Source organism: Streptomyces sp. NPDC048514 (genome assembly GCF_043199955.1).
Classification (GTDB): Bacteria; Actinomycetota; Actinomycetes; order Streptomycetales; family Streptomycetaceae; genus Streptomyces.
In genome coordinates this window covers 279,378-299,748 of sequence record NZ_JBICWT010000005.1, presented here as the reverse complement: position 1 = coordinate 299,748, position 20,371 = coordinate 279,378, and the positions used below count along the sequence as shown (strand labels likewise).

General features: G+C 70.4%; 17 protein-coding genes. 4 read left to right on the top strand and 13 right to left on the bottom strand.

Annotation, left to right across the window (positions count from 1 at the left end):
• Positions 1 to 3: 3 nt before the first annotated feature.
• The 8 genes from ACGFT2_RS13050 to ACGFT2_RS13015 form a co-directional block, all read right to left on the bottom strand.
• Positions 4 to 618 (bottom strand): response regulator, encoded by a 615-nt coding sequence (locus ACGFT2_RS13050; RefSeq protein WP_393277015.1) that lies wholly within the window; start codon positions 616 to 618, stop codon positions 4 to 6.
• On the bottom strand, positions 615 to 1,796 hold the full coding sequence (locus ACGFT2_RS13045; RefSeq protein ID WP_393277680.1) for a sensor histidine kinase: 1,182 nt from the start codon (positions 1,794 to 1,796) through the stop codon (positions 615 to 617). The genes ACGFT2_RS13050 and ACGFT2_RS13045 overlap by 4 nt, the downstream gene beginning before the upstream one ends.
• 5 nt (positions 1,797 to 1,801) lie before the next feature.
• Entirely contained in the window at positions 1,802 to 2,542 is a 741-nt protein-coding gene (locus ACGFT2_RS13040) for an ABC transporter permease (protein ID WP_393277012.1), read from the bottom strand.
• The gene (locus tag ACGFT2_RS13035; protein WP_393277010.1) at positions 2,539 to 3,468 is read right to left on the bottom strand and encodes an ABC transporter ATP-binding protein; all 930 of its coding nucleotides are present in this window, start codon (positions 3,466 to 3,468) and stop codon (positions 2,539 to 2,541) included. The genes ACGFT2_RS13040 and ACGFT2_RS13035 overlap by 4 nt, the downstream gene beginning before the upstream one ends.
• Before the next feature lie 178 nt (positions 3,469 to 3,646).
• Positions 3,647 to 6,022, bottom strand: a complete 2,376-nt coding sequence (locus ACGFT2_RS13030) for a hypothetical protein (RefSeq protein WP_393277007.1) — start codon at positions 6,020 to 6,022, stop codon at positions 3,647 to 3,649.
• A 196-nt stretch (positions 6,023 to 6,218) separates the two neighbouring features.
• Positions 6,219 to 6,635 carry a DUF6113 family protein gene (locus ACGFT2_RS13025; RefSeq protein WP_393277005.1) on the bottom strand — a complete coding sequence of 139 codons (417 nt, stop codon included), beginning with the start codon at positions 6,633 to 6,635 and terminating at the stop codon, positions 6,219 to 6,221.
• Positions 6,632 to 7,492: an N-acetyl-1-D-myo-inositol-2-amino-2-deoxy-alpha-D-glucopyranoside deacetylase gene (mshB, locus tag ACGFT2_RS13020; protein WP_393277002.1), complete on the bottom strand. Its 861-nt coding sequence runs from the start codon at positions 7,490 to 7,492 to the stop codon at positions 6,632 to 6,634. Before mshB ends, ACGFT2_RS13025 begins: the two co-directional genes overlap by 4 nt.
• 86 nt (positions 7,493 to 7,578) lie before the next feature.
• Positions 7,579 to 7,773 carry a hypothetical protein gene (locus ACGFT2_RS13015; RefSeq protein ID WP_393276999.1) on the bottom strand — a complete coding sequence of 65 codons (195 nt, stop codon included), beginning with the start codon at positions 7,771 to 7,773 and terminating at the stop codon, positions 7,579 to 7,581.
• 164 nt (positions 7,774 to 7,937) lie between these two features.
• Here ACGFT2_RS13015 and ACGFT2_RS13010 point away from each other — a divergent pair, with 164 nt between their 5' ends.
• The gene (locus ACGFT2_RS13010; protein WP_393276996.1) at positions 7,938 to 10,070 is read left to right on the top strand and encodes an alpha/beta fold hydrolase; all 2,133 of its coding nucleotides are present in this window, start codon (positions 7,938 to 7,940) and stop codon (positions 10,068 to 10,070) included.
• Positions 10,071 to 10,179: 109 nt separating this feature from the next.
• Here ACGFT2_RS13010 and ACGFT2_RS13005 read toward each other — a convergent pair whose 3' ends face one another.
• The 5 genes from ACGFT2_RS13005 to ACGFT2_RS12985 are packed head-to-tail and all read right to left on the bottom strand — an operon-like array spanning position 10,180 to position 15,792.
• Complete coding sequence (locus ACGFT2_RS13005) at positions 10,180 to 11,271, bottom strand: ABC transporter ATP-binding protein (protein WP_393276993.1); 1,092 nt, start codon at positions 11,269 to 11,271, stop codon at positions 10,180 to 10,182.
• The gene (locus tag ACGFT2_RS13000) at positions 11,255 to 12,238 is read right to left on the bottom strand and encodes an ABC transporter ATP-binding protein (RefSeq protein ID WP_393276990.1); all 984 of its coding nucleotides are present in this window, start codon (positions 12,236 to 12,238) and stop codon (positions 11,255 to 11,257) included. The genes ACGFT2_RS13005 and ACGFT2_RS13000 overlap by 17 nt, the downstream gene beginning before the upstream one ends.
• A 7-nt stretch (positions 12,239 to 12,245) precedes the next feature.
• Positions 12,246 to 13,253: an ABC transporter permease gene (locus tag ACGFT2_RS12995; RefSeq protein WP_393276987.1), complete on the bottom strand. Its 1,008-nt coding sequence runs from the start codon at positions 13,251 to 13,253 to the stop codon at positions 12,246 to 12,248.
• Positions 13,246 to 14,166 (bottom strand): ABC transporter permease, encoded by a 921-nt coding sequence (locus ACGFT2_RS12990; RefSeq protein ID WP_393276985.1) that lies wholly within the window; start codon positions 14,164 to 14,166, stop codon positions 13,246 to 13,248. Before ACGFT2_RS12990 ends, ACGFT2_RS12995 begins: the two co-directional genes overlap by 8 nt.
• 6 nt (positions 14,167 to 14,172) lie before the next feature.
• On the bottom strand, positions 14,173 to 15,792 hold the full coding sequence (locus ACGFT2_RS12985) for an ABC transporter substrate-binding protein (protein ID WP_393276982.1): 1,620 nt from the start codon (positions 15,790 to 15,792) through the stop codon (positions 14,173 to 14,175).
• Positions 15,793 to 16,432: 640 nt separating this feature from the next.
• On the opposite strand from ACGFT2_RS12985, the gene ACGFT2_RS12980 reads away from it, so the two are divergent.
• The 3 genes from ACGFT2_RS12980 to ACGFT2_RS12970 all read left to right on the top strand — a co-directional run bounded on the left by ACGFT2_RS12980 (position 16,433) and on the right by ACGFT2_RS12970 (position 20,329).
• A complete protein-coding gene (locus ACGFT2_RS12980) occupies positions 16,433 to 17,422 on the top strand; it encodes an ABC transporter permease (protein ID WP_393276979.1) in 990 nt (329 codons plus the stop codon).
• A gap of 78 nt (positions 17,423 to 17,500) precedes the next feature.
• Positions 17,501 to 19,258 carry an ABC transporter substrate-binding protein gene (locus tag ACGFT2_RS12975; protein ID WP_393276976.1) on the top strand — a complete coding sequence of 586 codons (1,758 nt, stop codon included), beginning with the start codon at positions 17,501 to 17,503 and terminating at the stop codon, positions 19,256 to 19,258.
• A gap of 90 nt (positions 19,259 to 19,348) precedes the next feature.
• A complete protein-coding gene (locus ACGFT2_RS12970; protein ID WP_393276973.1) occupies positions 19,349 to 20,329 on the top strand; it encodes an ABC transporter permease in 981 nt (326 codons plus the stop codon).
• Positions 20,330 to 20,371: the final 42 nt, after the last annotated feature.

Here is a 20,371-nt window from a genome sequence, read left to right as displayed (position 1 = left end):
CCCTCAGAGCCAGCCCTTCTCCCGCGCCGTCCGCACCGCCTCGGCCCGGTTGCGCACCGCCAGCTTCTGGATCGCGGTGGACAGGTAGTTGCGCACCGTGCCCTGGGAGAGGTGGAGGGCCTTGGCCAGTTCGGCGTTGGTGGAGCCGTCGGCCGCGGCGCGGAGCACCTCGCGCTCGCGCTCGGTGAGCGGGTTGGCGCCTTCGGCGAGCGCGGCGGCGGCGAGCGTGGGGTCGATGACCCGCTCACCGGACAGCACCTTGCGGATCGCCGCGGCGAGCTGGGCGGCCGGCGCGTCCTTGACGAGGAAGGCGTCGGCGCCGGCCTCCATGGCGCTGCGCAGATAGCCGGGCCGGCCGAAGGTGGTGAGGACGACGAGCTTGACCCCGGGGTGCGCGCGGTGCACCTGGGCGGCCGCCTCGATGCCGGTGCAGCCCGGCATCTCGATGTCGAGCAGCGCCACGTCCACGCCGTGCGCGGCGACGGCCGCCAGCACCTCGTCCCCGCGCGCCACCTGGGCGACGACCTCGATGTCGTCCTCCAGGCCGAGCAGCGCGGCCAGCGCCTCGCGGACCATCGACTGGTCCTCGGCCAGCAAGACCTTGATCGTGCTCGTCATGCCCCGGATCCTACGTCCCCCGTGGGGGCCGTGGGCACGCGGGCGACCAGCCGGAACCCGTGCTTGATCCGGCCCGCCTCCAGAGTCCCGCCGGCCTTCTCCAGCCGCTCGGTCAGACCGGTCAGGCCGTTGCCGGGGCCACTGCCCGAACCGCCGGATCCGTTGTCCTCGACACAGAGTTCGAGCATCGGCCCGTCCAGGGTCTGCCGGCGCAGCAGCTGTACGACGCACCGCTCGGCGCCGCTGTGCCGGACCACGTTGGTGATCGCCTCGCGCAGCGCCCAGGCGAGGGCCGACTCGGACTCCTCGGGCACTCCGGAGAGTTCGGGTTCGGCGGGCACCTCGGCCACCACCCCGGCGGCGGTCAGGGCGACCTGCACGCCGGCGAGTTCGGCGGCCAGCCGGGGGCGCCGGTAGCCGGTGACGGCCTCCCGGACGTCGACCAGGGCCTGCCGGCTGACCTGTTCGATGTCGGCGACCTGCTGGGCCGCCTTGTCGGGGTGGCCGGGCAGCATCCGGCCGGCCAGCTCGCTCTTCAGCGTGATCAGGGAGAGCGAGTGGCCGAGCAGGTCGTGCAGGTCACGGGCGAGGCGGAGCCGCTCCTCGTTGGCGGCGAGCTGGGCGACGGTGGCCCGGGCCTTGCGCAGCTCGATGGTGGTGCGCACCAGCTGGCCGACGCCGGTCATCGCGAACCCGATGAGGACGACCAGCAGGAGCAGGCCCCGCGCCTCCTTCTCGTCGAAGCGCAGGCCGATCAGGTACATCGCCGCCCCGGAGGCCGGGATGGCCCAGTAGGCCGCCCGCAGCGGCAGGGTGGCCCCCCAGGCGACCGACAGGTAGACGAAGAGGCCCAGCCAGGCGCTGCCCAGGCTGTAGGCCAGCACGCAGGCGAGCACTCCGAGGATCCCGCCCAGACCGAGCACGACGCGCGGGGCGAACGGCCGGCCCATGTTGCGGTAGACCAGCGTCAGATAGACCCCGACGAAGACGGCGAGGCCGACCGCGCCGGCCACGGTGGCGCCGGTGGTGTGGCCGCCGCCCACCAGATCGTCGACCGGGGAGCTGAGGAAGATCAGCCAGACCCCGATCCACAGCGACTTGACGAGCAGCTCGCGCCGGTTGCCGGGCGGCCAGCCCAGGGGCGTGCGTCTCGGCATCCCCGTCCGGTCCTCCGTCATCGTGCTCACGCCTTCAGCGTGTCCTTCCGGTACAGCCAGGCCGCACCGCCCGCGAAGAGGACGAAGTAGACGGCGAGGACGGCGATGTCAGCGGTGTGCGGGGCCTGGCTCTGTTCGACGGCCCGTCCCAGGGCAGCGTACGCGTGCGTGGGCAGCCACTCGGCGATGTCCTGCATGACCTGGGGGAAGGCCGTCGACGGCATCCACAGGCCGCCCAGGAGCGACAGGGCGAAGTAGACGATCATCGTGATCGGGCGGACCGCGTCACCGGACGCGAGGTATCCGATGGCGACGCCGAGCGCGGCGAAGACGAGGCTGCCGGCCCAGATGACGCCGGTGAGCGCGAGCCACTGCCAGGCGTCGAGGCGCACGTGCTTGACGGCGGCGGCGACGAGGAACACCACGACGATGGAGGGCAGGCTCACCACCGCCGCACTGGCGGTCTTGGCGAGCACGTAGCCGCGTCCGGGCAGCGGGGTCAGCCGCAGCTGGCGCACCCAGCCGCTCTCGCGTTCCTTGGCGATCCGCTCGCTGTTGCCCATCAGGACGGCGGTGAGGGCGCCGAAGGAGGCCATGGACACCATCAGGTAGGTGGCGACGGTCAGGCGGGTGCCGTCGACCTTCTCGCCGGTGCCGCCGCTGCTGGAGAAGATCAGGTAGATGATCGAGGGATAGAGCACCGAGAAGAACAGGAACTTCTTGTTGCGCAGGGCGCGGGTCAGTTCCAGCTTGATGAGCGCGTTCACGACTGCTTGGCCTCCTCGGCCTCCGTGATGGCGACGAAGGCCTGCTCCAGGCCGAGGCCGGCGACTTCGAGGTTGCGGGGGTAGACACCGAGGCCGTACAGGGCGTGCACGGTCGCGTCGGCGTCGGTGGACTGGATGCGGACGGTCTGCCCGGACACGTCGAACGAGGTGAGGAACGGCAGGGTGCGCAGGGCGCCGTCGTCGACGGCGCCCTCCAGGTCGAAGGAGACCCGTCGGGCCCCCGCCTTGGCCTTGATCTCGGCGGCCGTGCCGTCGGCGAGCAGCCGGCCGCGGTGCAGCACCAGGACCCGGTCGGCGATGGCGTCGGCCTCCTCGAGGTAGTGGGTGGCGAACAGGACCGTGCGGCCCTGGTCGGCCTGCTCGCGCATGGTGGCCCAGAAGGACTGGCGGGCGGAGACGTCCATGCCGGTGGTGGGCTCGTCCAGGATGATCAGGTCGCTGTCGCCGGCGGTGGCGAGGGCGAAGCGGACGCGCTGGGCCTGGCCGCCGGAGAGCTTGTTCACCTTGCGGTCGGCGATCTGCGTGATGCCCGCACGGGCCAGCACGTCCGTGGCCTTGTACGGCTTGGGGTGCAGGGAGCAGGCCAGCTTCACCAGTTCGGCCACGGTGACCTCGTCCATCAGGCCGCCGCTCTGCAGCATGGCCCCGACCCGGCCGGCGACGATGGCCTCGCGCGGGCTGGTGCCGAACACGCTCACCGTGCCGCTGTCGGGCTGCTTGAGCCCGAGGAGCAGGTCGAGCGTGGTGGACTTGCCCGCCCCGTTCGGGCCGAGGAGGGCGACGGTCTCGCCGGGGTGCAGCCGGAGCGAGAGCCCGTCGACCGCCCGGGTGCTGCCGTACGTCTTGGTCACCTGGTCGAAGCCGACCACCGTGGTGGTGGTGGCCGGCGCCGCTGTCGTTGTCATGACGTCCATGCTGGCCGGAAGGGCCCCCGCCCCGGCAGTGCCGCCGGTCCCGACTGCCGGATGACAGATGTCATGCGGATCGGGTGACGGGCACGGCAGGGGGGCGTCTCATGGACGCCCCCCGGTACGTCGGACGGGCCCGGGCCGGGTCTCGGTGACCGCGACCCGGTACGGCGGATCAGCTCGGGTCGGTCTCGATGACCGCGACCCGGTTGGTCCTGCTCATCAGCGCCGGGCGGAGGGCGCCGTAGACGTCCTCGGGCGTGACGGGCGTCTTCTTGCCGTTGCCACGGGTGATGAGGACCCCGTCGAACGCCCCGCCGTAGAGCTGCTTCAGGGCGGCCAGGTCGGGCTTGTCGACCAGCTTGCCGTCGACGGACGTCACCCTCAGGAACTTCCACAGCGACTTCTGCGGGCTCATCAGCACCGAGTGCGTCGCGTCGGTCATCACCGTGACCTTCCCCGACATCGCGGGCTTCGCGAAGTCCCGCATCTCGCGGTCGACCTCGGCGTCGGGCACCGTCGGCCGGCTGCTGGTCGTCGGGACGGTGACCGGGGCGGCCGTGTCCGTCTCCACCAGCGTGCGGTAGGCCGCTTCGACGGCCTGGGCGGACCGGGCGGCGTCGATGGCCTTGCCGGCCTTGCCGTAGACGGCGACGGCTTTGCCGGCCTGGAAACTGACGGTGCCGTCCGTGACCGAGCCGGAGCCGCCGCCGGCGTGCTGGAGGGCGGCCTGCAGCTTCTCCTCGTCGACCGGCATGACCGGCTCGACCACGCGCTTCTCACCGAAGAGGGATCCGATGACGTGGACCGGGTTGTAGTCGCTCTTCGCGGCCTGGCTCACCGTGGCCTGGAAGTCGAACTGCAGCCCGGCGTTCTCCGGCGTGAGGGCGACCGTCCGGCCGCCGACGGCCAGCTTCAGCGGCTTGTTCACCCGCTTGCCGAAGGCGTCGTCGAGCTTCTTGACGGCGTCGTCACGGGTGCCGCCGCCGATGTCGACACCGAGCACGGTGGTGCCCTTGGGTACGTCGGTGCGGTTCATCAGCAGCCCGGCGCCGTAGGCACCGCCCGCGGCGACGAACACGGCGACGGCGAGCAGCACCAGCTTGCTGCGGCCCTTCTTCTTCGGCCTGGCCGCCGGCTTGGGCGCGGCGGCCGGCTCGGGCCTGGGCGCCGTCTGCGCCGCCGGTCCTCCGGGGTGCCCGGCGGAGCCGAACGGGGCGGTTCCGGTGCCGGGGACGACCGGGATGCCGCTGGTGACGGTGTGTCCCGAGACGTTGTCGGCGGCCGGGGACCGGTAGCCGGGCGTGCCCGGGTCGGCCGGCTTCTGCGGGGTGAGGATCGCGGTGTCGTCGCTGAGTCCGCCGCCGGGTCCGCGCCCCGCGGGACCGGCACCCGGGACGCCGGGGCCACCGGGCACGCCGGGGCCGTCGAGGTCGGCGAGGGCGCTGCGGGCGGGCGGGCCGCTCTGCCCGCCGGGGGCGCCGTAACCGCCCGCGCCGAGCGGGCCGGCCGGCCCGCCTGGGCCGTCGAAGGCCTCACCGGCGTCCGGGCCGTGGCCGCCGGCCGGCGGGACCAGGGTGCCGTCGCCGGTGACCGGGCCACCGGTGGGGCCGGCCGGTCCCTGCCGGCCGCCGGGCCCGTTGAAACCGCTCGTACCACCCGGTCCGTTGAAGCCGCCCGGGCCGCCCTGCCCGTTGAAGCCGCCGGGGCCGCTCGCACCCGGGCCGCCGGCGTAGTCGCCGCCACTCCCGCTTGTGCCGCCGAAGCCGTCCTGGCCGCCGCCGTTCTCCGCGAAGTACGGCAGGTCGTCGCGGCGCTGTTCGCCGCCGCCCTTCGCACCGGGGCGGGAGCCGCCGCGGGGGCCCGTGGCCAGTGCCTCGGTCACGTCGAAGGAGCCGGTTCCACCACCGTGGCCGGGGGCGACGGGGCCGCCGGTGGCACCGGGCAGGCCCTTGCCGTTCGTGGCCCCGGCGCGGGAGGCGCCCGGCACGCTCATGGAGCCGACCACACCGCCGGGACGTGCGCCGCCGCGTGCGCCGGTGGTACCGGCCGCACCGGATGCTCCCGCGCCACCCGGACGGGCGCCCGGAGTGCCGGCGGGTGCGGAACCGCCCGGGGCACCGGCCCCGTTCGTGCCGCCGCCGCCCGGACCGGCCTTGCCGCCGCCGGATTTGCGAGGCGCGAACCAGTCGCTGGTCTTGTCCTCGGCCTGCGGCGCGCTCTCGGCGGGGGCCTCTGCGGTGGGGGCCGGCGTCCGATCGGGTGCGGGCCGCGTGTCGGCGGCGGGCGTCTCGTCCCCGCTGCCGTCGGTGTCCGCGACGGGCTGGCGCACGACGACCGGCGGGATGGGCCGCGATCCGGGGATGTTGATCCTGATCCGGGTCGTCAGCGTGGTCTCGGTCTTCTTCTCCTGCGGCCGCGCGCCCGAACGGCCCGCGTCCGCACCGTCTTCGGAAGCCATGGGGGTCCCGTACGGCGGCGTGCCGGAGGGGTATGCGGCTCCGCCGCGCCCGTCGGGCCCGGAGGACGGAGTGTCAGTTTCACGACTCAAGGCAGGTTCTCCCAGTTGGCTCCACCGCCCGTTACGACCTCAACTCTCTGGGGTCCCCCCGACTCGAGCGAAATCGAGTGCTTGGGGGAGGCTCGGCGGCGCGCACCACCATACTGGCCACTTCTGGCGCTTATCCCATGACCGCCGAGGAAACCCACACCGGACTCCCACGTGCGCAGCACGGCGAAGTGGTACGTCACTTGTCAAGTCGGGCAGAGCCGCCGCCGGGTTGCCTCCCCGAACCAAGGGTGGCGCAGATCACAGCGAGGGCCATGCCGCCGAGGAGGAAGAGATAGGAGCCGCCTCCGGCGCCGAAGAGGAAGTCCCCTTCGGGGCGTGCGGTGGTGAGGAGGACGACGGCGACGATCCAGCCGGCCGCCGGCGCCACCGCCCCGGCCCGTCCGCCGGTGGCGTGCGCCCCGCCGAGGAACAGCCCGGCCGCGCCCGCGAGGGCGAGCAGCAGCCCGCCGGGGAACCAGGCGGGCTGCACGAGGGTCCCGGCGAGTCCCACGACCGCGCCGAGCAGGAAGAGGCCGATGCAGGCGGCCGCCCGCCCGGCGGAGGGTCGCTGCAACGGCTGGGCGAGCAGCGAGCCCGGTCGGGCGTCGTTCATGCGCCCTCCTCCGTGTCGAGCCCGGCGAACAGGTCGGTCTCCCCGGGCCGTCCCGGCCCGCGCACCAACTCGTAGTACTCGGTGGTGAACAGCGGCTGGGCGAGTGCGTTGGAGAGCGCGAAGTACGGCTCGGCCACCTCGATCTGGGTGGCGTGGGCGCGCATCGCCGCGGCCTTGGCCGAGCCGTGGGCGGCGCCGTCGATCGCGGTGCTGATCCGCTCGTCGTCCACGACGCCCGGCACCTCGTCCAGGGCCGCGCTCTTGTCGAACGGCAGTGCGGGCAGCTCGTCCTGGAGGCGGGCGAAGGCGGCCTCGGCGACGGAGCGCGGGACGCGGTTCCAGTAGACCTTGGCGATCCGGTGGCCCCGCTCGGCGGCGAGGTCGACGGCGCGCATGGCGACCCGGTGGGCCTGGACGTGGTCGGGGTGGCCGTAGCCGCCGTTGTCGTCGTAGGTGACGAGGACCTGGGGGCGGACCTCCAGGATCACCTCGGCGAGGTGGCCGGCGGCCTCGTCCACGTCGGCCTGCCAGAAGCAGCCGGGGTCGTCGTTGTCGGGGATGCCCATCATCCCGGAGTCGCCGTACCGGCCCGCGCCGCCGAGCAGCCGGGCGTCGCTCACACCCAGCTCGCGCAGGGCGGCGGCCAGCTCGCCGCGCCGGTGCGCACCCAGCGCGGGTCCGGTCAGCTGCCGCAGCTCCGGCGGGATGACCTCGCCGCGTTCGCCGAGGGTGCAGGTGACCAGGGTCACGTGGGCACCTTCGGCCGCGTACCTGGCCATGGTCGCGCCGTTGTTGATCGACTCGTCGTCGGGGTGCGCGTGCACCAGCAGCAGACGCCGGGAGGGCAGTTCCGTCATGGGACCACCCTACGAGGTCGCGGGCCGGCGGGCCGCTGCGGCGAGGTGGCCGCAGCCGGGCCCCTGACCCGGCCCGGACACGGCCGTCAGAACTTGATGCTGCCGATCATGCTGGCGACGTTCGTCGTCAGCTCGTTGATCGTGGGGGCGACGGTCGAGGAAGCGAGATAGAAGCCGAGCAGCGTGCAGACGATCGCGTGGCCGCCCTTCAGCCCTGACTTCTTGATCAGCAGGAAGACGATGATCGCCAGCAGCACCACCGCCGAAATCGAGAGTGCCACGGCGGCTCACCTCCAAAGATCGCGAGATCCAGATCAGTTGAGCAATTCCAAGCGGTCACCGGCAGGTTCATACCCACGCAGCGGTAGTGATCATAACTATCCGTACTCGCGCATCGCTCGGCGCACGGCCGCACAAGGGGGCGCATGGCCAATATGGTCGGGGTATGACGACCGAGGCAGACTCCTTCCCCCGCCGGCACGCCCGGACCCAGCGGTTCACGCTCGGCGCGCCGCGTGCGTTCACCGTGGCGCCCGACGGTTCACGTGTCGCTTTCCTGCGTTCGGGCTCCGGCGACGACCGGGCCAATTCCCTGTGGGTGCTGGATCTGCCGGACGGCGGGGAGCGCCTGGCGGCCGGGCCGGGCGCCCTGCTGGAGGGCGCCGCCGAGGAGCTCTCGGCCGAGGAGCGGGCGCGCCGGGAGCGCAGCCGGGAGGGCGGTGCCGGCATCGTCGGATACGCCACCGACGCCGCTGTGGAGTTGGCGTCTTTCGCCTTGTCAGGGCGGCTTTTCACGGCGGGGCTGCGAGCGGGGGGCACGCGCGAACTCCGCGTCCCGGGGCCGGTGATCGACCCGCGTCCGGCACCCGACGGCCGGCACGTCGCGTATGTCGCGCGGGGTGCGCTGCGGGTGGTGGACGCCGAGGGCTCCGGCGACCGGGCGCTCGCGGAACCGGAGTCCGGGAACGTGACCTACGGCCTCGCGGAGTTCGTCGCGGCCGAGGAGATGGGGCGGGCGCGGGGATTCTGGTGGGCTCCGGACTCGGACCGGCTGCTCGTGGCGCGGGTGGACGACACGCCGGTGCGGCGGTGGTGGATCGCGGACCCGGCCAACCCCGGGCGGGAGCCGAACGAGGTCGCGTACCCCGCGGCGGGCACACCCAACGCCGACGTCCGGCTGTTCGTGTGCGGCCTCGACGGGGAGCGCACGGAGGTCGCGTGGGACCGGTCCCGCTATCCCTATCTGGCCCGTGTGCACTGGTCACAGGCGGGTGCGCCGCTGCTGCTCGTGCAGGCCCGGGACCAGCGCAGCCAGCTGTTCCTCGCGGTGGACCCGGACACGGGCGCGACGCGCATGGTGCACGCCGACGAAGATCCAACATGGCTGGAACTTTTCCCCGGCGTGCCCTGCTGGAGCCCGTCCGGGCATCTGGTGCGGATCGCGGACGAGGGCGGCGCCCGGGTCCTGGCGGTCGGCGAACGCCCCTTGACCAGGGGGCAGTTGCACGTCCGTGCAGTCCTGGACGTGGGTGCCGACGACGTACTGGTTTCCGCCTCGGCGGGCGAGGAGGCCCAGACGCCGGAGATCGGCGAGGTCCATGTGTACCGGGTGAACGAACTGGGCGTGGAGCGCTTGTCGCAGGAGCCCGGGGTGCACACGGCGGTTCGGGCCGGTGACGTGACCGTACTCGTGTCCGCCGCGCTGGACAGGCCGGGCGCCCGTGTCCAGGTGCTGCGTGACGGAAAACCGGCGGCCACTGTCCGGTCGTACGCCGAAGATCCCGGTATGTCCCCCCGGGTCACGCTCACCGAGGGGGGCGCACGCCGAATTCCGTGCGCCGTGCTTATGCCACGGGACTACCACGGCGACACTCCCCTGCCGGTGCTCATGGACCCCTACGGCGGTCCGCACGGTCAGCGGGTCGTCGCCGCGCACAACGCCCATCTGACCTCGCAGTGGTTCGCCGACCAGGGCTTCGCGGTGATCGTCGCCGACGGCCGGGGCACCCCTGGCCGTTCGCCCGCCTGGGAGAAGGAGATCCGGGACGACATGGCGGCCGTCGTGCTCCAGGACCAGGTCGACGCACTGCACGCCCTCGCCGAGCGGTACCCCCTGGATCTGGACCGGGTCGCCGTCCGGGGCTGGTCCTTCGGCGGCTATCTGGCCGCGCTGGCGGCGCTGCGCCGCCCGGACGTCTTCCACGCGGCGGTGGTCGGTGCGCCCGTCACCGACCTGCGGCTGTACGACACCCACTACCAGGAGCGCTACCTGGGCCTGCCGGACGAGCAGCCGGCGGTCTACCGCCGCAACTCGGTGATCGACGACGACGGCCTGGTCGACCCGGCCGGGCCGCACCGCCCGATGATGATCATCCACGGCCTGGCGGACGACAACGTGGTGGTCGCCCACTCCCTGCGCCTGTCCTCCGCCCTGCTCGCCGCGGGCCGCCCGCACGAGGTGCTGCCGCTGTCCGGGGTGACCCACATGACCCCGCAGGAGACGGTCGCCGAGAACCTGCTGCTGCTCCAGGTGGACTTCCTGCGGCGCGCCCTGGCGGGACGGGGCGCATCCGCCTGAACGGCGTTAACGCACAGGCAACTTCGCGGAAGCGGTACCGATATACGGACGCGGAAGGCTGAACGGCGTACGGCCGTGCGGGTGCCGTGTACGGGCCGGGGTGCGCATGTCATCCCGGCCCGTCGCCGTGCCGCTGCGGCTCCTCCGGCACGGCGGCCCCCGGCACGCGGTGCCCGGCCGGCGCGGTCTCCTCGGCGAAGTGGCAGGCCGAGTCGTGGGCCGCGGGTCCGCCGGTGTCCCGGAACGCGGTGGGGACGGCGAGGACCGGTACCTCGAGGGCGCAGCGCTCCCGGGCCTTCCAGCAGCGGGTGCGGAAGCGGCAGCCGGAGGGGATGTTCGTCGGGGACGGCACGTCACCGGTGAGGACGATCCGCTCGCGGTCCTCGCGGGCCGCTGGGTCGGGGACCGGGACGGCCGACAGCAGCGCCTGGGTGTAGGGGTGCGTGGGATGGTCGTAGATCTCGGCGTCCCGCCCCGTCTCCACGATCCGGCCCAGGTACATCACCCCGACCCGGTCCGAGATGTGCCGGACGATCGACAGGTCGTGCGCGATGAAGACGTACGACAGCTCGAACTCCGACTGGAGCCGGTCCAGCAGGTTGATCACCTGGGCCTGGACCGAGACGTCCAGGGCGGACACCGGCTCGTCGGCGACGATGATCTCGGGGCGCAGCGCCAGCCCCCGGGCGATGCCGATGCGCTGGCGCTGCCCGCCGGAGAACTGGTGCGGGTAGCGGTTCACGTACTCCGGATCGAGGCCCACCACGTCCAGCAGTTCCCGCACCCGGCGTCGCCGGTCACCCTTGGGCGCGACCTCGGGATGGATGTCGTAGGGCTCGCCGACGATGTCGCCGACCGTCATCCGGGGATTGAGGGAGGTGTACGGATCCTGGAAGACCATCTGGATGTTGCGGCGCACGGCCTTCAGGGCCCGGCCGGACAGCCTGGTGATGTCCTCGCCCTTGAACCGGATCGAGCCCGCCGTGGGGCGCTCCAGGTTGCAGAGCAGCTTCGCCACCGTCGACTTGCCGCAGCCCGATTCGCCGACGATCCCGAGGGTTTCGCCGCGGCCGAGCGTGAAGTCGACGCCGTCGACCGCCTTCACCGCGCCGATCCGCTTCTTGAACAGGATGCCCCGCGTCAGCGGGTAGTGCTTCACGAGGCCGCTGACCTCCAGGATCGGTTCAGTGGTCGTGGCCATGCAGGCACTCCCTCCAGAAGTGGCAGGCGCTGCCCCGCTCCCCGGACACCGCGAACAGCGCCGGCTCGTCCGTGCGGCAGACGTCCCGGGCCATCGGGCAGCGCGGGTGGAAGGAGCAACCCGGCGGGATGTGCGTCAGGTTCGGCGGCTGGCCCTTGATGGCGTACAGCTCCCGCCCCTTCTGGTCCAGGCGCGGGATGGAGTCCAGCAGGCCGCGGGTGTACGGGTGGGCGGGGGCCTTGTAGACGTCGTGCACGGGCGCGGACTCGACGATCCTGCCCGCGTACATCACCGAGATCCGGTCGGCGACGTCCGCGACCACACCCAGGTCGTGGGTGATCAGGATCAGCCCCATGCGGTACTCGCGCCGCAGCTCCGCGAGGAGTTCCATCACCTGGGCCTGCACGGTGACGTCCAGGGCGGTCGTGGGCTCGTCGGCGATGATCAGTGCGGGCTCCAGGGCCAGCGCCATGGCGATCATGATGCGCTGGCGCATACCGCCGGAGAACTGGTGCGGGTAGTCCCGCACCCGCTGGGCGGCCCCCGGGATGCGCACCCGGTCCATCAGTTCGACGGCCCTGGCCCGCGCGTCCTTCCGCGACATCCCGCGGTGCACGACGAACATCTCGCCGAGCTGGTCGCCGACCGAGAGCACGGGGTTGAGGGCCGACAGGGCGTCCTGGAAGATCATCGCCATCCCGGCGCCCCGGATCTTCCGCCGCTCCTCCCCCTTCAGCGTGAGCAGGTCCTGCCCCCGGAAGAGGATCCGGCCGCCGGTGATCCGCCCCGGAGGCGTGTCCAGGATCCCCATCACCGCCTGCGCGGTCACCGACTTGCCGGAACCGGACTCGCCGAGCACGGCCAGCGTCTCCCCCGCGTCGACCGCGTAGCTCACCCCGTTGACGGCGCGGGCGACCCCGTCCCGGGTGCGGAACTCCACGTGCAGGTCCTGGACTTCGAGGAGCACGGCGCCCTCACCTCAGCTTCGGGTCGAGGGCGTCGCGCACCGCGTCGCCGAGCATGATGAAGGCCAGCACGGTGATCGCCAGCGCTCCCGAGGGCCACAGCAGGGCGTGCGGGGCGTTGCGGATGTAGGGCGAGGCCGCGGAGATGTCGATGCCCCAGGAGACGCTGGGTGGTTTGAGGCCGACGCCGAGGTAGGACAGGGTCGCCTCCAGGGCGATGTAGGTGCCCAGCGCGATGGTCGCCACGACGATCACGGGCGCCACGGCGTTCGGGGCGATGTGCCGGAGCATGATGCGGGCGTCGGAGGCCCCCAGGGCACGGGCCGCCTGGACGTAGTCGTGGTGCTTGGCGGTGATGACCGAGCCGCGCGCGATCCGGGAGATCTGCGGCCAGCCGAGCAGCACCATGAACCCGATGACCGGCCAGACCGTATTGCTGGTCACCACGGAGAGGAGGACGAGGCCGCCGAGGACGACCGGGATGGCGAAGAAGATGTCGGTGACGCGGGAGAGGACCGCGTCCCAGATCCCGCCGAAGTAGCCCGCGAGCCCGCCGAGGACCGAACCGAACAGGGCCACGCCGAGCGTGGCGCACAGGCCGACCGTGACGGACGTACGGGCGCCGTAGACGGTCCGGGTGTAGACGTTGCAGCCCTGGCCGTCGTACCCGAACGGGGCCCCCGGCCCGGGGCCGTCCTGGGCCTTGGCCAGGTCGCAGGTCAGGGGGCTGCCGGCGGCGATCGCCGCGGGCCACAGGGAGATGAAGGCCAGAAAGAGGATGACCAGCGCGGAGAGGAGGAAGACCGGGTTGCGGCGCAGGTCCCGCCAGGCGTCGGACCACAGCGAGCGCGGCTTGTCCGCGGGGCCGGCACCCTTCCGCCCGCCCGCGGGCCCTCCGCCGGAGGCGGCCGGCGACTGCTCCTCCAGGGTGGTCGCCTCGCTCGCCGCGAGGTCCATCGCGCCGCCCATGCCGGTGCCGGCGATGGCGCGCTCGGGCTCGTACGGCTGTTCAGGCATAGCGGATCCTCGGGTCGAGTACGGCGTAGAGCAGGTCCACGAGCAGGTTGGCGACCAGGAAGACCAGCACCAGGACGGTCACGAAGCCGACGACCGTCTGGGTGTTCTGGCGCAGGATGCCCTGGTAGAGCTGGTAGCCGACGCCGTGGATGTTGAAGATCCGCTCGGTGACGATCGCGCCGCCCATCAGCGCGCCGATGTCGGTGCCGATGAAGGTGACCACGGGGATCAGGGAGTTGCGCAGCAGATGCCGGGTGACGACCCGGCGCCGGGGCAGGCCCTTGGCGATCGCCGTGCGGACGTAGTCGGAGCGCTTGTTCTCGGCGATGGAGGTCCGGGTCAGCCGGGTGACGTAGGCCAGCGAGACCGAGGCGAGGACCAGGCCGGGGACGATCAGTTCGTCGAAGGAGCCGGTGCGGACCGAGGGCCGGATCCACTGCCACTTGATGCCGAGCAGCAGTTGCAGCAGCAGGCCGGTGACGAAGGTCGGGACGGAGATCACGACCAGGGTGGCCAGGAGCACGCCGGTGTCGACGGGCCGGCCGCGCCGGAGCCCGGTCACCACCCCGAGCGTGATGCCGATGACGACCTCGAAGAGGATGGCCACGACGGTCAGCCGGATGGTGACCGGGAACGCCGTCGCCATCAGCTCGGTGACCGGCTGCCCGTTGAACGCCGTACCGAAGTCACCGGTGAAGACGTTCCCCATGTAGGTCAGGTACTGCTGCCACAGCGGCTTGTCGAGGCCGAACTCCTTCTTCAGCTGGGCTGCGGTCGCCGGGTCGCAGGCCCGCTCCCCGCACAGGCCGGCGACGGGATCGCCCATCACGTTCACCATCAGGAAGATCAGCAGCGTGGCGCCGACGAACACGGGGATCATCTGGATGAGGCGCCGGACGACGTAGCGGCCCATGGCGGGTCAGCCGACCTTGATCTCGTTGTAGACCGGAACGCTGAAGGGGTTCAGCGCCACGTCGGACAGCCGCTCGGAGAAGCCGGCGCTGCCGTTCTGGTACCAGAGCGGGATGGCGGCCATCTTGTCCCGTACGACCTCCTCGGCCTGCTGGAAGGCGGCGACCGCCCTGGTGGTGTCCGTCTCGGCGTTGGCCCGGTTCACGAGCCGGTCGAAGTCCTTGTCGGACCACTTGCCGTCGTTGGAGGAGGCGCCCGTGTAGTAGAGCGGCTGCAGGAAGTTCTGGATGAGCGGGTAGTCCATCTGCCAGCCGGCCCGGAAGGGACCGGGCATCCTGTGCTGGGAGATCTGGTTGCGGTAGTCGGCGAAGGTGCCCACCGGGTTGCCGGCACAGGCCTTGTCGTCGCCGAGCGCGTTGTCGATGGAGTGGCACACCGCGTCGACCCACTCCTTGTGCGACCCCGTGTCCGCGTTGTACGTGATCCTGACCCGGCCGCCGGGGATCCCGCCGCCCTCCTTGATCAGCTCCTTCGCCCGGGCGGGGTCGTAGTCGCAGGCCCGGCCGCACAGGCCGGCCTTGAACCCGCCGTCCGCGCCGAGCACCGGGGAGGTCCAGTCGGTGGCCGGGGTCCGGGTCCTGCGGAAGATCGTGTCGGTGATCTGCCTGCGGTTGATCGCCATGGACAGGCCGGTGCGGACCTTCTCGGAGCCGGGCTTGTTCCAGGCCTTGTCGTAGTAGGGGAAGGCGAGGGTCTGGATGATGCCCGCGGGGGTGTTGATGTAGCGGTCGCCCAGGTCGCCCTTGACGTTCTTCAGCTGCGCCGCGGGGATGTCGTCGGCGAGGTCCAGGTTGCCGGCCAGGAGGTCGGTGTAGGCGGTGTTGCTGTCGGTGTACACCATGAGGGTCACGCCGTCGTTGCGCGCCTTGTCCGGGCCGGGATAGTCGTCCCGCTTCCTGAGGTACATCTGCGAGCCCTTCGTGTAGGACTCGATCGTGTACGGGCCGTTGCCGACCGGCTTGTCCACCCAGGCCGCGTGGTCGGTGAAGAAGGTTCGGGGCAGCGGGGCGAAGGCCGCGTACCCGAGGGTGTCGGGGAAGCCGGAGAACTTCTGGTTGAGCCTGACGGTGAAGGTGTGGTCGTCCACCACCTTCAGTCCGGACAGCGTGTCGGCGCGCTGCGCCCCGCTGGAGGGATGGACCTCGTCGTACCCGTCGATGTAGCCGAAGAAGTAGGCGTTCTTCTGGTTGTTCCGCAGGCTCGCCCCGTAGTTCCAGGCGTCCACGAAGGAGCGGGCGGTCACCTTCTCGCCGTTGGAGAAGGTCCAGCCGTCCTTGATCCTGACGGTGAAGTTCCGCGAGTCGTCGGTGTCGATGGACGCGGCCAGCCAGTTCTGGGCCTGGCCGGTCCTCGGGTCGTACTTCTTCAGGCCGCGGAAGATCATGTCGAGGACCTTGCCGCCCTGTACCTCGTTGGTGTTGGCCGGCTCCAGCGGGTTCTGCGGGTCGCCCCAGGAAGAGCTGAGCACCGCGCCGCCGTTGCCGCCGCCGCCCGAGCCGCAGCCCGTGGCCGCGAGGACGACCGCCACCCCGGCGGCGGCCCAGCGGGCGCGCATGACTCCACGCATGACGTGCCTCCTCCGTGGACATTTCCCCATAAACGGTCGATATCATGAACTTATGGGTGCGATACCCGAGCCTGAACCGGACGCGCGGACAGTCAGCCGTATGCACGCGCACCCACCCCGCATGGCTCCGTCGAGCAATCCATGCCCAAATGGTCCGGCATCCTGGGAATCATTGGAATTCCAGACATCGAGCGCTCGAATGCCGGGCTGTTATTGCGCGTTCCTCTTCGTTTCACGCCGCCCCGCGGGGGTACACGGGTCCCCCGGTGGTGGATCTTGGTCCGAAGCGCAATAGATCTTCACTCAACGATGCCGAAACGTTGGATTCCGACGTTCCGTTGTACACATTTCGACACACCAGCGTCCGCATATCGAACTGGTTGCCCGAATGGTCCAGTTGGTCCGATGTGAAGCACGGATTGATTACGGCGTGCTACCCGCGTAGCTACGGAACAGTCAAGCCCGAGTAAAGAAGGTAAATAGACAACCAAGGCGACCGAGAATTTATTGACCTTGAATGAATTGCGTTGAAAAAGTCCGGCGTAGCCCGTAGGGGAGCGCCCTGCGGAGTCATCAGACCCTCCCTTGGGCCAGGAGCACCATGACCCCCCCAACTCCATCTGCGGCTGCCCCGCTTGAGGTGACCGACGAGACCGTCACGAAGTCGATCACTTCGGACGTCTCGAAGGGCAGCGAAGGCCGCTCTCCGGGACGGCTTGCTTGGAAACGCTTCAAGCGTGACAAGACGGGCGTCATATCCGCCTACATCGTGATCTTCTTCTTCGTGATCGCGATCGCGGCACCGCTGATTGCGAAGCTGTACGGCAAGGACCCCTACACCACCTACGCGAACCAGGACCCGGGCCTGCTCAACGCGTTCTCGTACCCCGCGGGCCCCAACGGCGGCATGAGCTCGGACTTCTGGTTCGGCATCGAGCCGCAGCTGGGCCGGGACGTCTTCACGTTCCTGCTGTACTCCATCCGCAACTCGCTGGGCATCGCCGTGGCGGCCACCCTGTGCACCGTCTTCCTGGGCGTCGTGATCGGCGTCACCGCGGGCTACCTGGGCGGCAAGGTCGACTACTTCGTCGGCCGGGTCATCGACATCCTGCTGTCGTTCCCCTCCACGCTGTTCTTCATCGCCTTCATGCCCGTCGTCTACGGCCTCTTCGTCGCCGCCGACGAGGACATCCCGACCTCGCTGCGCGCCACCGCCCTGATCGTCGTGCTGACCTTCTTCGGCTGGGCCTCCATCGCGCGACTGCTGCGCGGTCAGGTACTCAGCCTGCGCGAGCGCGAGTTCGTCGAGGCGGCGAAGGTGACGGGCGCGTCCCCGATGCGCATCGTCTTCAAGGAGCTGCTGCCCAACCTGTGGACGCCGATCCTCATCCAGTCCACCCTGCTGCTCCCGGCCCTCGTGACGACGGAGGCAGGCCTCGCGTTCCTCGGTGTCGGCATGATCGACCCGACCCCTGACTGGGGTGTGATGATCGCCCGCGGCGCCCAGTTCTACACCGAGGACATCACGTTCATGCTCTTCCCGGGCCTGGCGATGGTGATCTTCGTCCTCGCCTTCAATCTCCTCGGTGACTCGGTGCGCGACGCGCTCGACCCGAAGTCCAAGCGGTAATCCGCACCCCACCCCCGGCCCGGTTCGGCGACGACCGGCTGGTCCCGTCTGTTCCGATCGACTAGAGGCAGGCTCAGCATGTCCTTTTCCCGTAGAAACTTCCTGATCGCCACCGGCGTGGCGGCGGCCTCGACCTCTGTGCTGAGTGCCTGCAGCAGCGGCGACGGCAGCGGCAAGTCGGGCAAGGTCCCCACGGTCAGCGGCAGCAAGACCGTCAAGATCGACGTCGGCACCAAGGCCGACTCGACCGGGCCGGCCACCGAGGTCACCGGTGCCGTCAAGGGCGGGACGATCTGGTCGCTCGACCAGTTCGACATGGACCACATGGACCCGGCGCAGATCTACAACTCGACCGAGGCGGCCATCACCGTCCCGATCCTGCGCGGTCTGACCGGCTACAAGATCGACGACAAGGGCGGCGCCGTCCTCGTCGGCGACCTCGCCACGGACGCCGGCACCATGAAGGACGGCGGCAAGACCTGGTCCTTCACCCTGAAGGACGGCGTCAAGTGGGAGGACGGGTCCGAGATCAGCATGGACGACGTCCGCCACACCTTCGAGCGCCTCTTCGCCTCCTTCATCACCGAGGGCCCCCGCTACCTCCAGAACTGGCTGGTGGGCGGCAAGGGCTACAAGGGCCCCTACGAGGGCAAGCACCTGGACTCCATCGAGGTCTCCGGCAAGACCGTCACCTTCCACCTCAACGAGCCGCGCGGTGACTTCAACTTCACCGTCGCCATGCGTGGCTACGCCCTGGTGAACAAGAAGCACGACACCAAGGAGAAGTACGACAAGCACCCCTTCTCCAGCGGCCCGTACAAGATCGACAGCCGTAAGATCGGCAAGTCGATGACCTACGTGCGCAACGAGCACTGGGACCCGAAGACGGACTCGATCCGCAACGCCTACCCGGACAAGTTCGTCTTCCAGTTCGGCTTCCAGAACCTGGCGTCCACCGACCGCTACATCTCGGACCGGGGCAACGACCAGTACGCGATGTCGATCTTCAACGAGGTCGCCCCCGAGCGGGTCGCGCAGGTCCTCACCAACGCGAAGTACAAGCCGCGCATCCTCACCCAGGTCGACACGGCCACCTACTACTGGCCGATCAACACCAAGCGGATCACGGACCCGAAGGTCCGCCAGGCCATCAACTTCGCCTGGCCGGTGCAGCAGCTGCAGACCATCCGTGGCGGCGCGGCCAGCAGCGAGATCGCCACCACGATCTTCAGCCCGGTGACCCCCGGCTACCACAAGTTCGACCTGTACGGGAAGCTGCAGAAGGGTGGCGGCGACCCCGTCAAGGCCAAGGCCCTGCTGAAGGAGGCCGGCAAGCTCGGCCAGAAGCTGGTCATCGCCTACCAGCAGTCGGACAACTCGGTGAAGCAGGCCGTCGCGATCAAGAACGCGCTGGAGGCCGCCGGCTTCAAGGTGGTCAACAAGCAGGTCGACAAGTCGACCTTCTACAGCCAGATCAGCAAGCTCGACAACGGCTACGACATGTTCGCCGCCGGCTGGAGCCCGGACTGGCCGGCCGGTTACTCGGTGTTCTTCCCGTGCTGGGAGGGCAGCCAGGTCATGGACGGCGGCACCAACTGGTCGCAGCTGGACAACACCAGCGTGAACAAGGCGGTCGCCGCGGCCTCGAAGATCGCCGACCCGGACAAGGCCAACAAGGCCTGGGGCGACATCGACCGGCAGATCATGGAGCTGGCGGCCTGCGTCCCGGACTACCACCCCATCCGCAACTGGATGTACGGCTCGAAGGTCGGCCACGTGGTGTACGACAGCGCCAACACCTGCATCGCGCTCTGCAAGCTGTACGCGAAGAAGTAACCACGCTCGACCACGGGGGCGGTCACGACCTGGCCGCCCCCTCCGCCCCCTCACCCCGGCGACGGCGCCCCGTCCGGAAAGTCACGCCCCATGTTCCGCTTCCTTGTCCGCCGAACCTTCGGCGCGCTGGTCATTCTGTTGATCATCAGCGCTGTCACCTTCTGGCTCTTCTACGCCATCCCGCGTGACCCCGCCATGATGTCCTGCGGCAAGAACTGCACCAAGCCCATGCTCGAACAGGTGCGGCACAACCTGGGCATCGACCACCCCGTGCCGGTCCAGTACTGGTACTGGATCAAGGGCCTCTTCGTCGGGCGGGACTACGGGAGCTTCGGGCAGTGCAACGCACCCTGCCTCGGCTACTCCTTCGCCAACCGCGAGCCCGTCCTCGGCACCATCCTGGACCGGCTGCCGCTCACCCTCTCGCTGGCCTTCGGCTCCGCCGTCGTCTTCCTGATCTTCGGTGTCGGCGCGGGCATGATCGCCGCCGTCAAGCAGGGCAGGTGGCAGGACAAGACGGCCAGTTCGGCCTCGCTGGTCGCGTCCTCGATGCAGATCTACTTCGTCGGGTACATCGCGATGTACTTCCTCGTCGGGAAGCTCGACATCCTCGACAACCCCTCCTACACGCCCCTCACCGAGGACCCGGGCGCCTGGATCTCCGGTCTGCTGCTGCCCTGGCTGGTGCTGGCCCTGATCTGGACCGCCAACTACACCCGAATGACGCGCTCCCAGCTGGTGGAGACGCTCAGCGAGGACTACGTCCGCACCGCCCGGGCCAAGGGCCTGTCGCGCCGCAACGTGTTCTTCCGGTTCGCCTGGCGTGGCGCGATGGGGCCGATCGTGACCATCTTCGGCATCGACCTCGCCACACTCGTCGGCGGCGCGATCATCACGGAGTCCGTCTTCAGCCTCCAGGGTGTGGGCCAGCTCGCCCTGAGGTCCGTGGAGCAGGCCGACCTGCCCATGGTGCTCGGTGTCACCCTGCTGGCAGCCGGCGCCATCGTCTTCGTCAACATCATCGTGGACGCCGTCTACGCCCTCATCGACCCGCGGATCCGGCTCGCCTGACCTCCGCCCCGCCGTTTCCTTCCCACCGCCCCACCCGGCGAC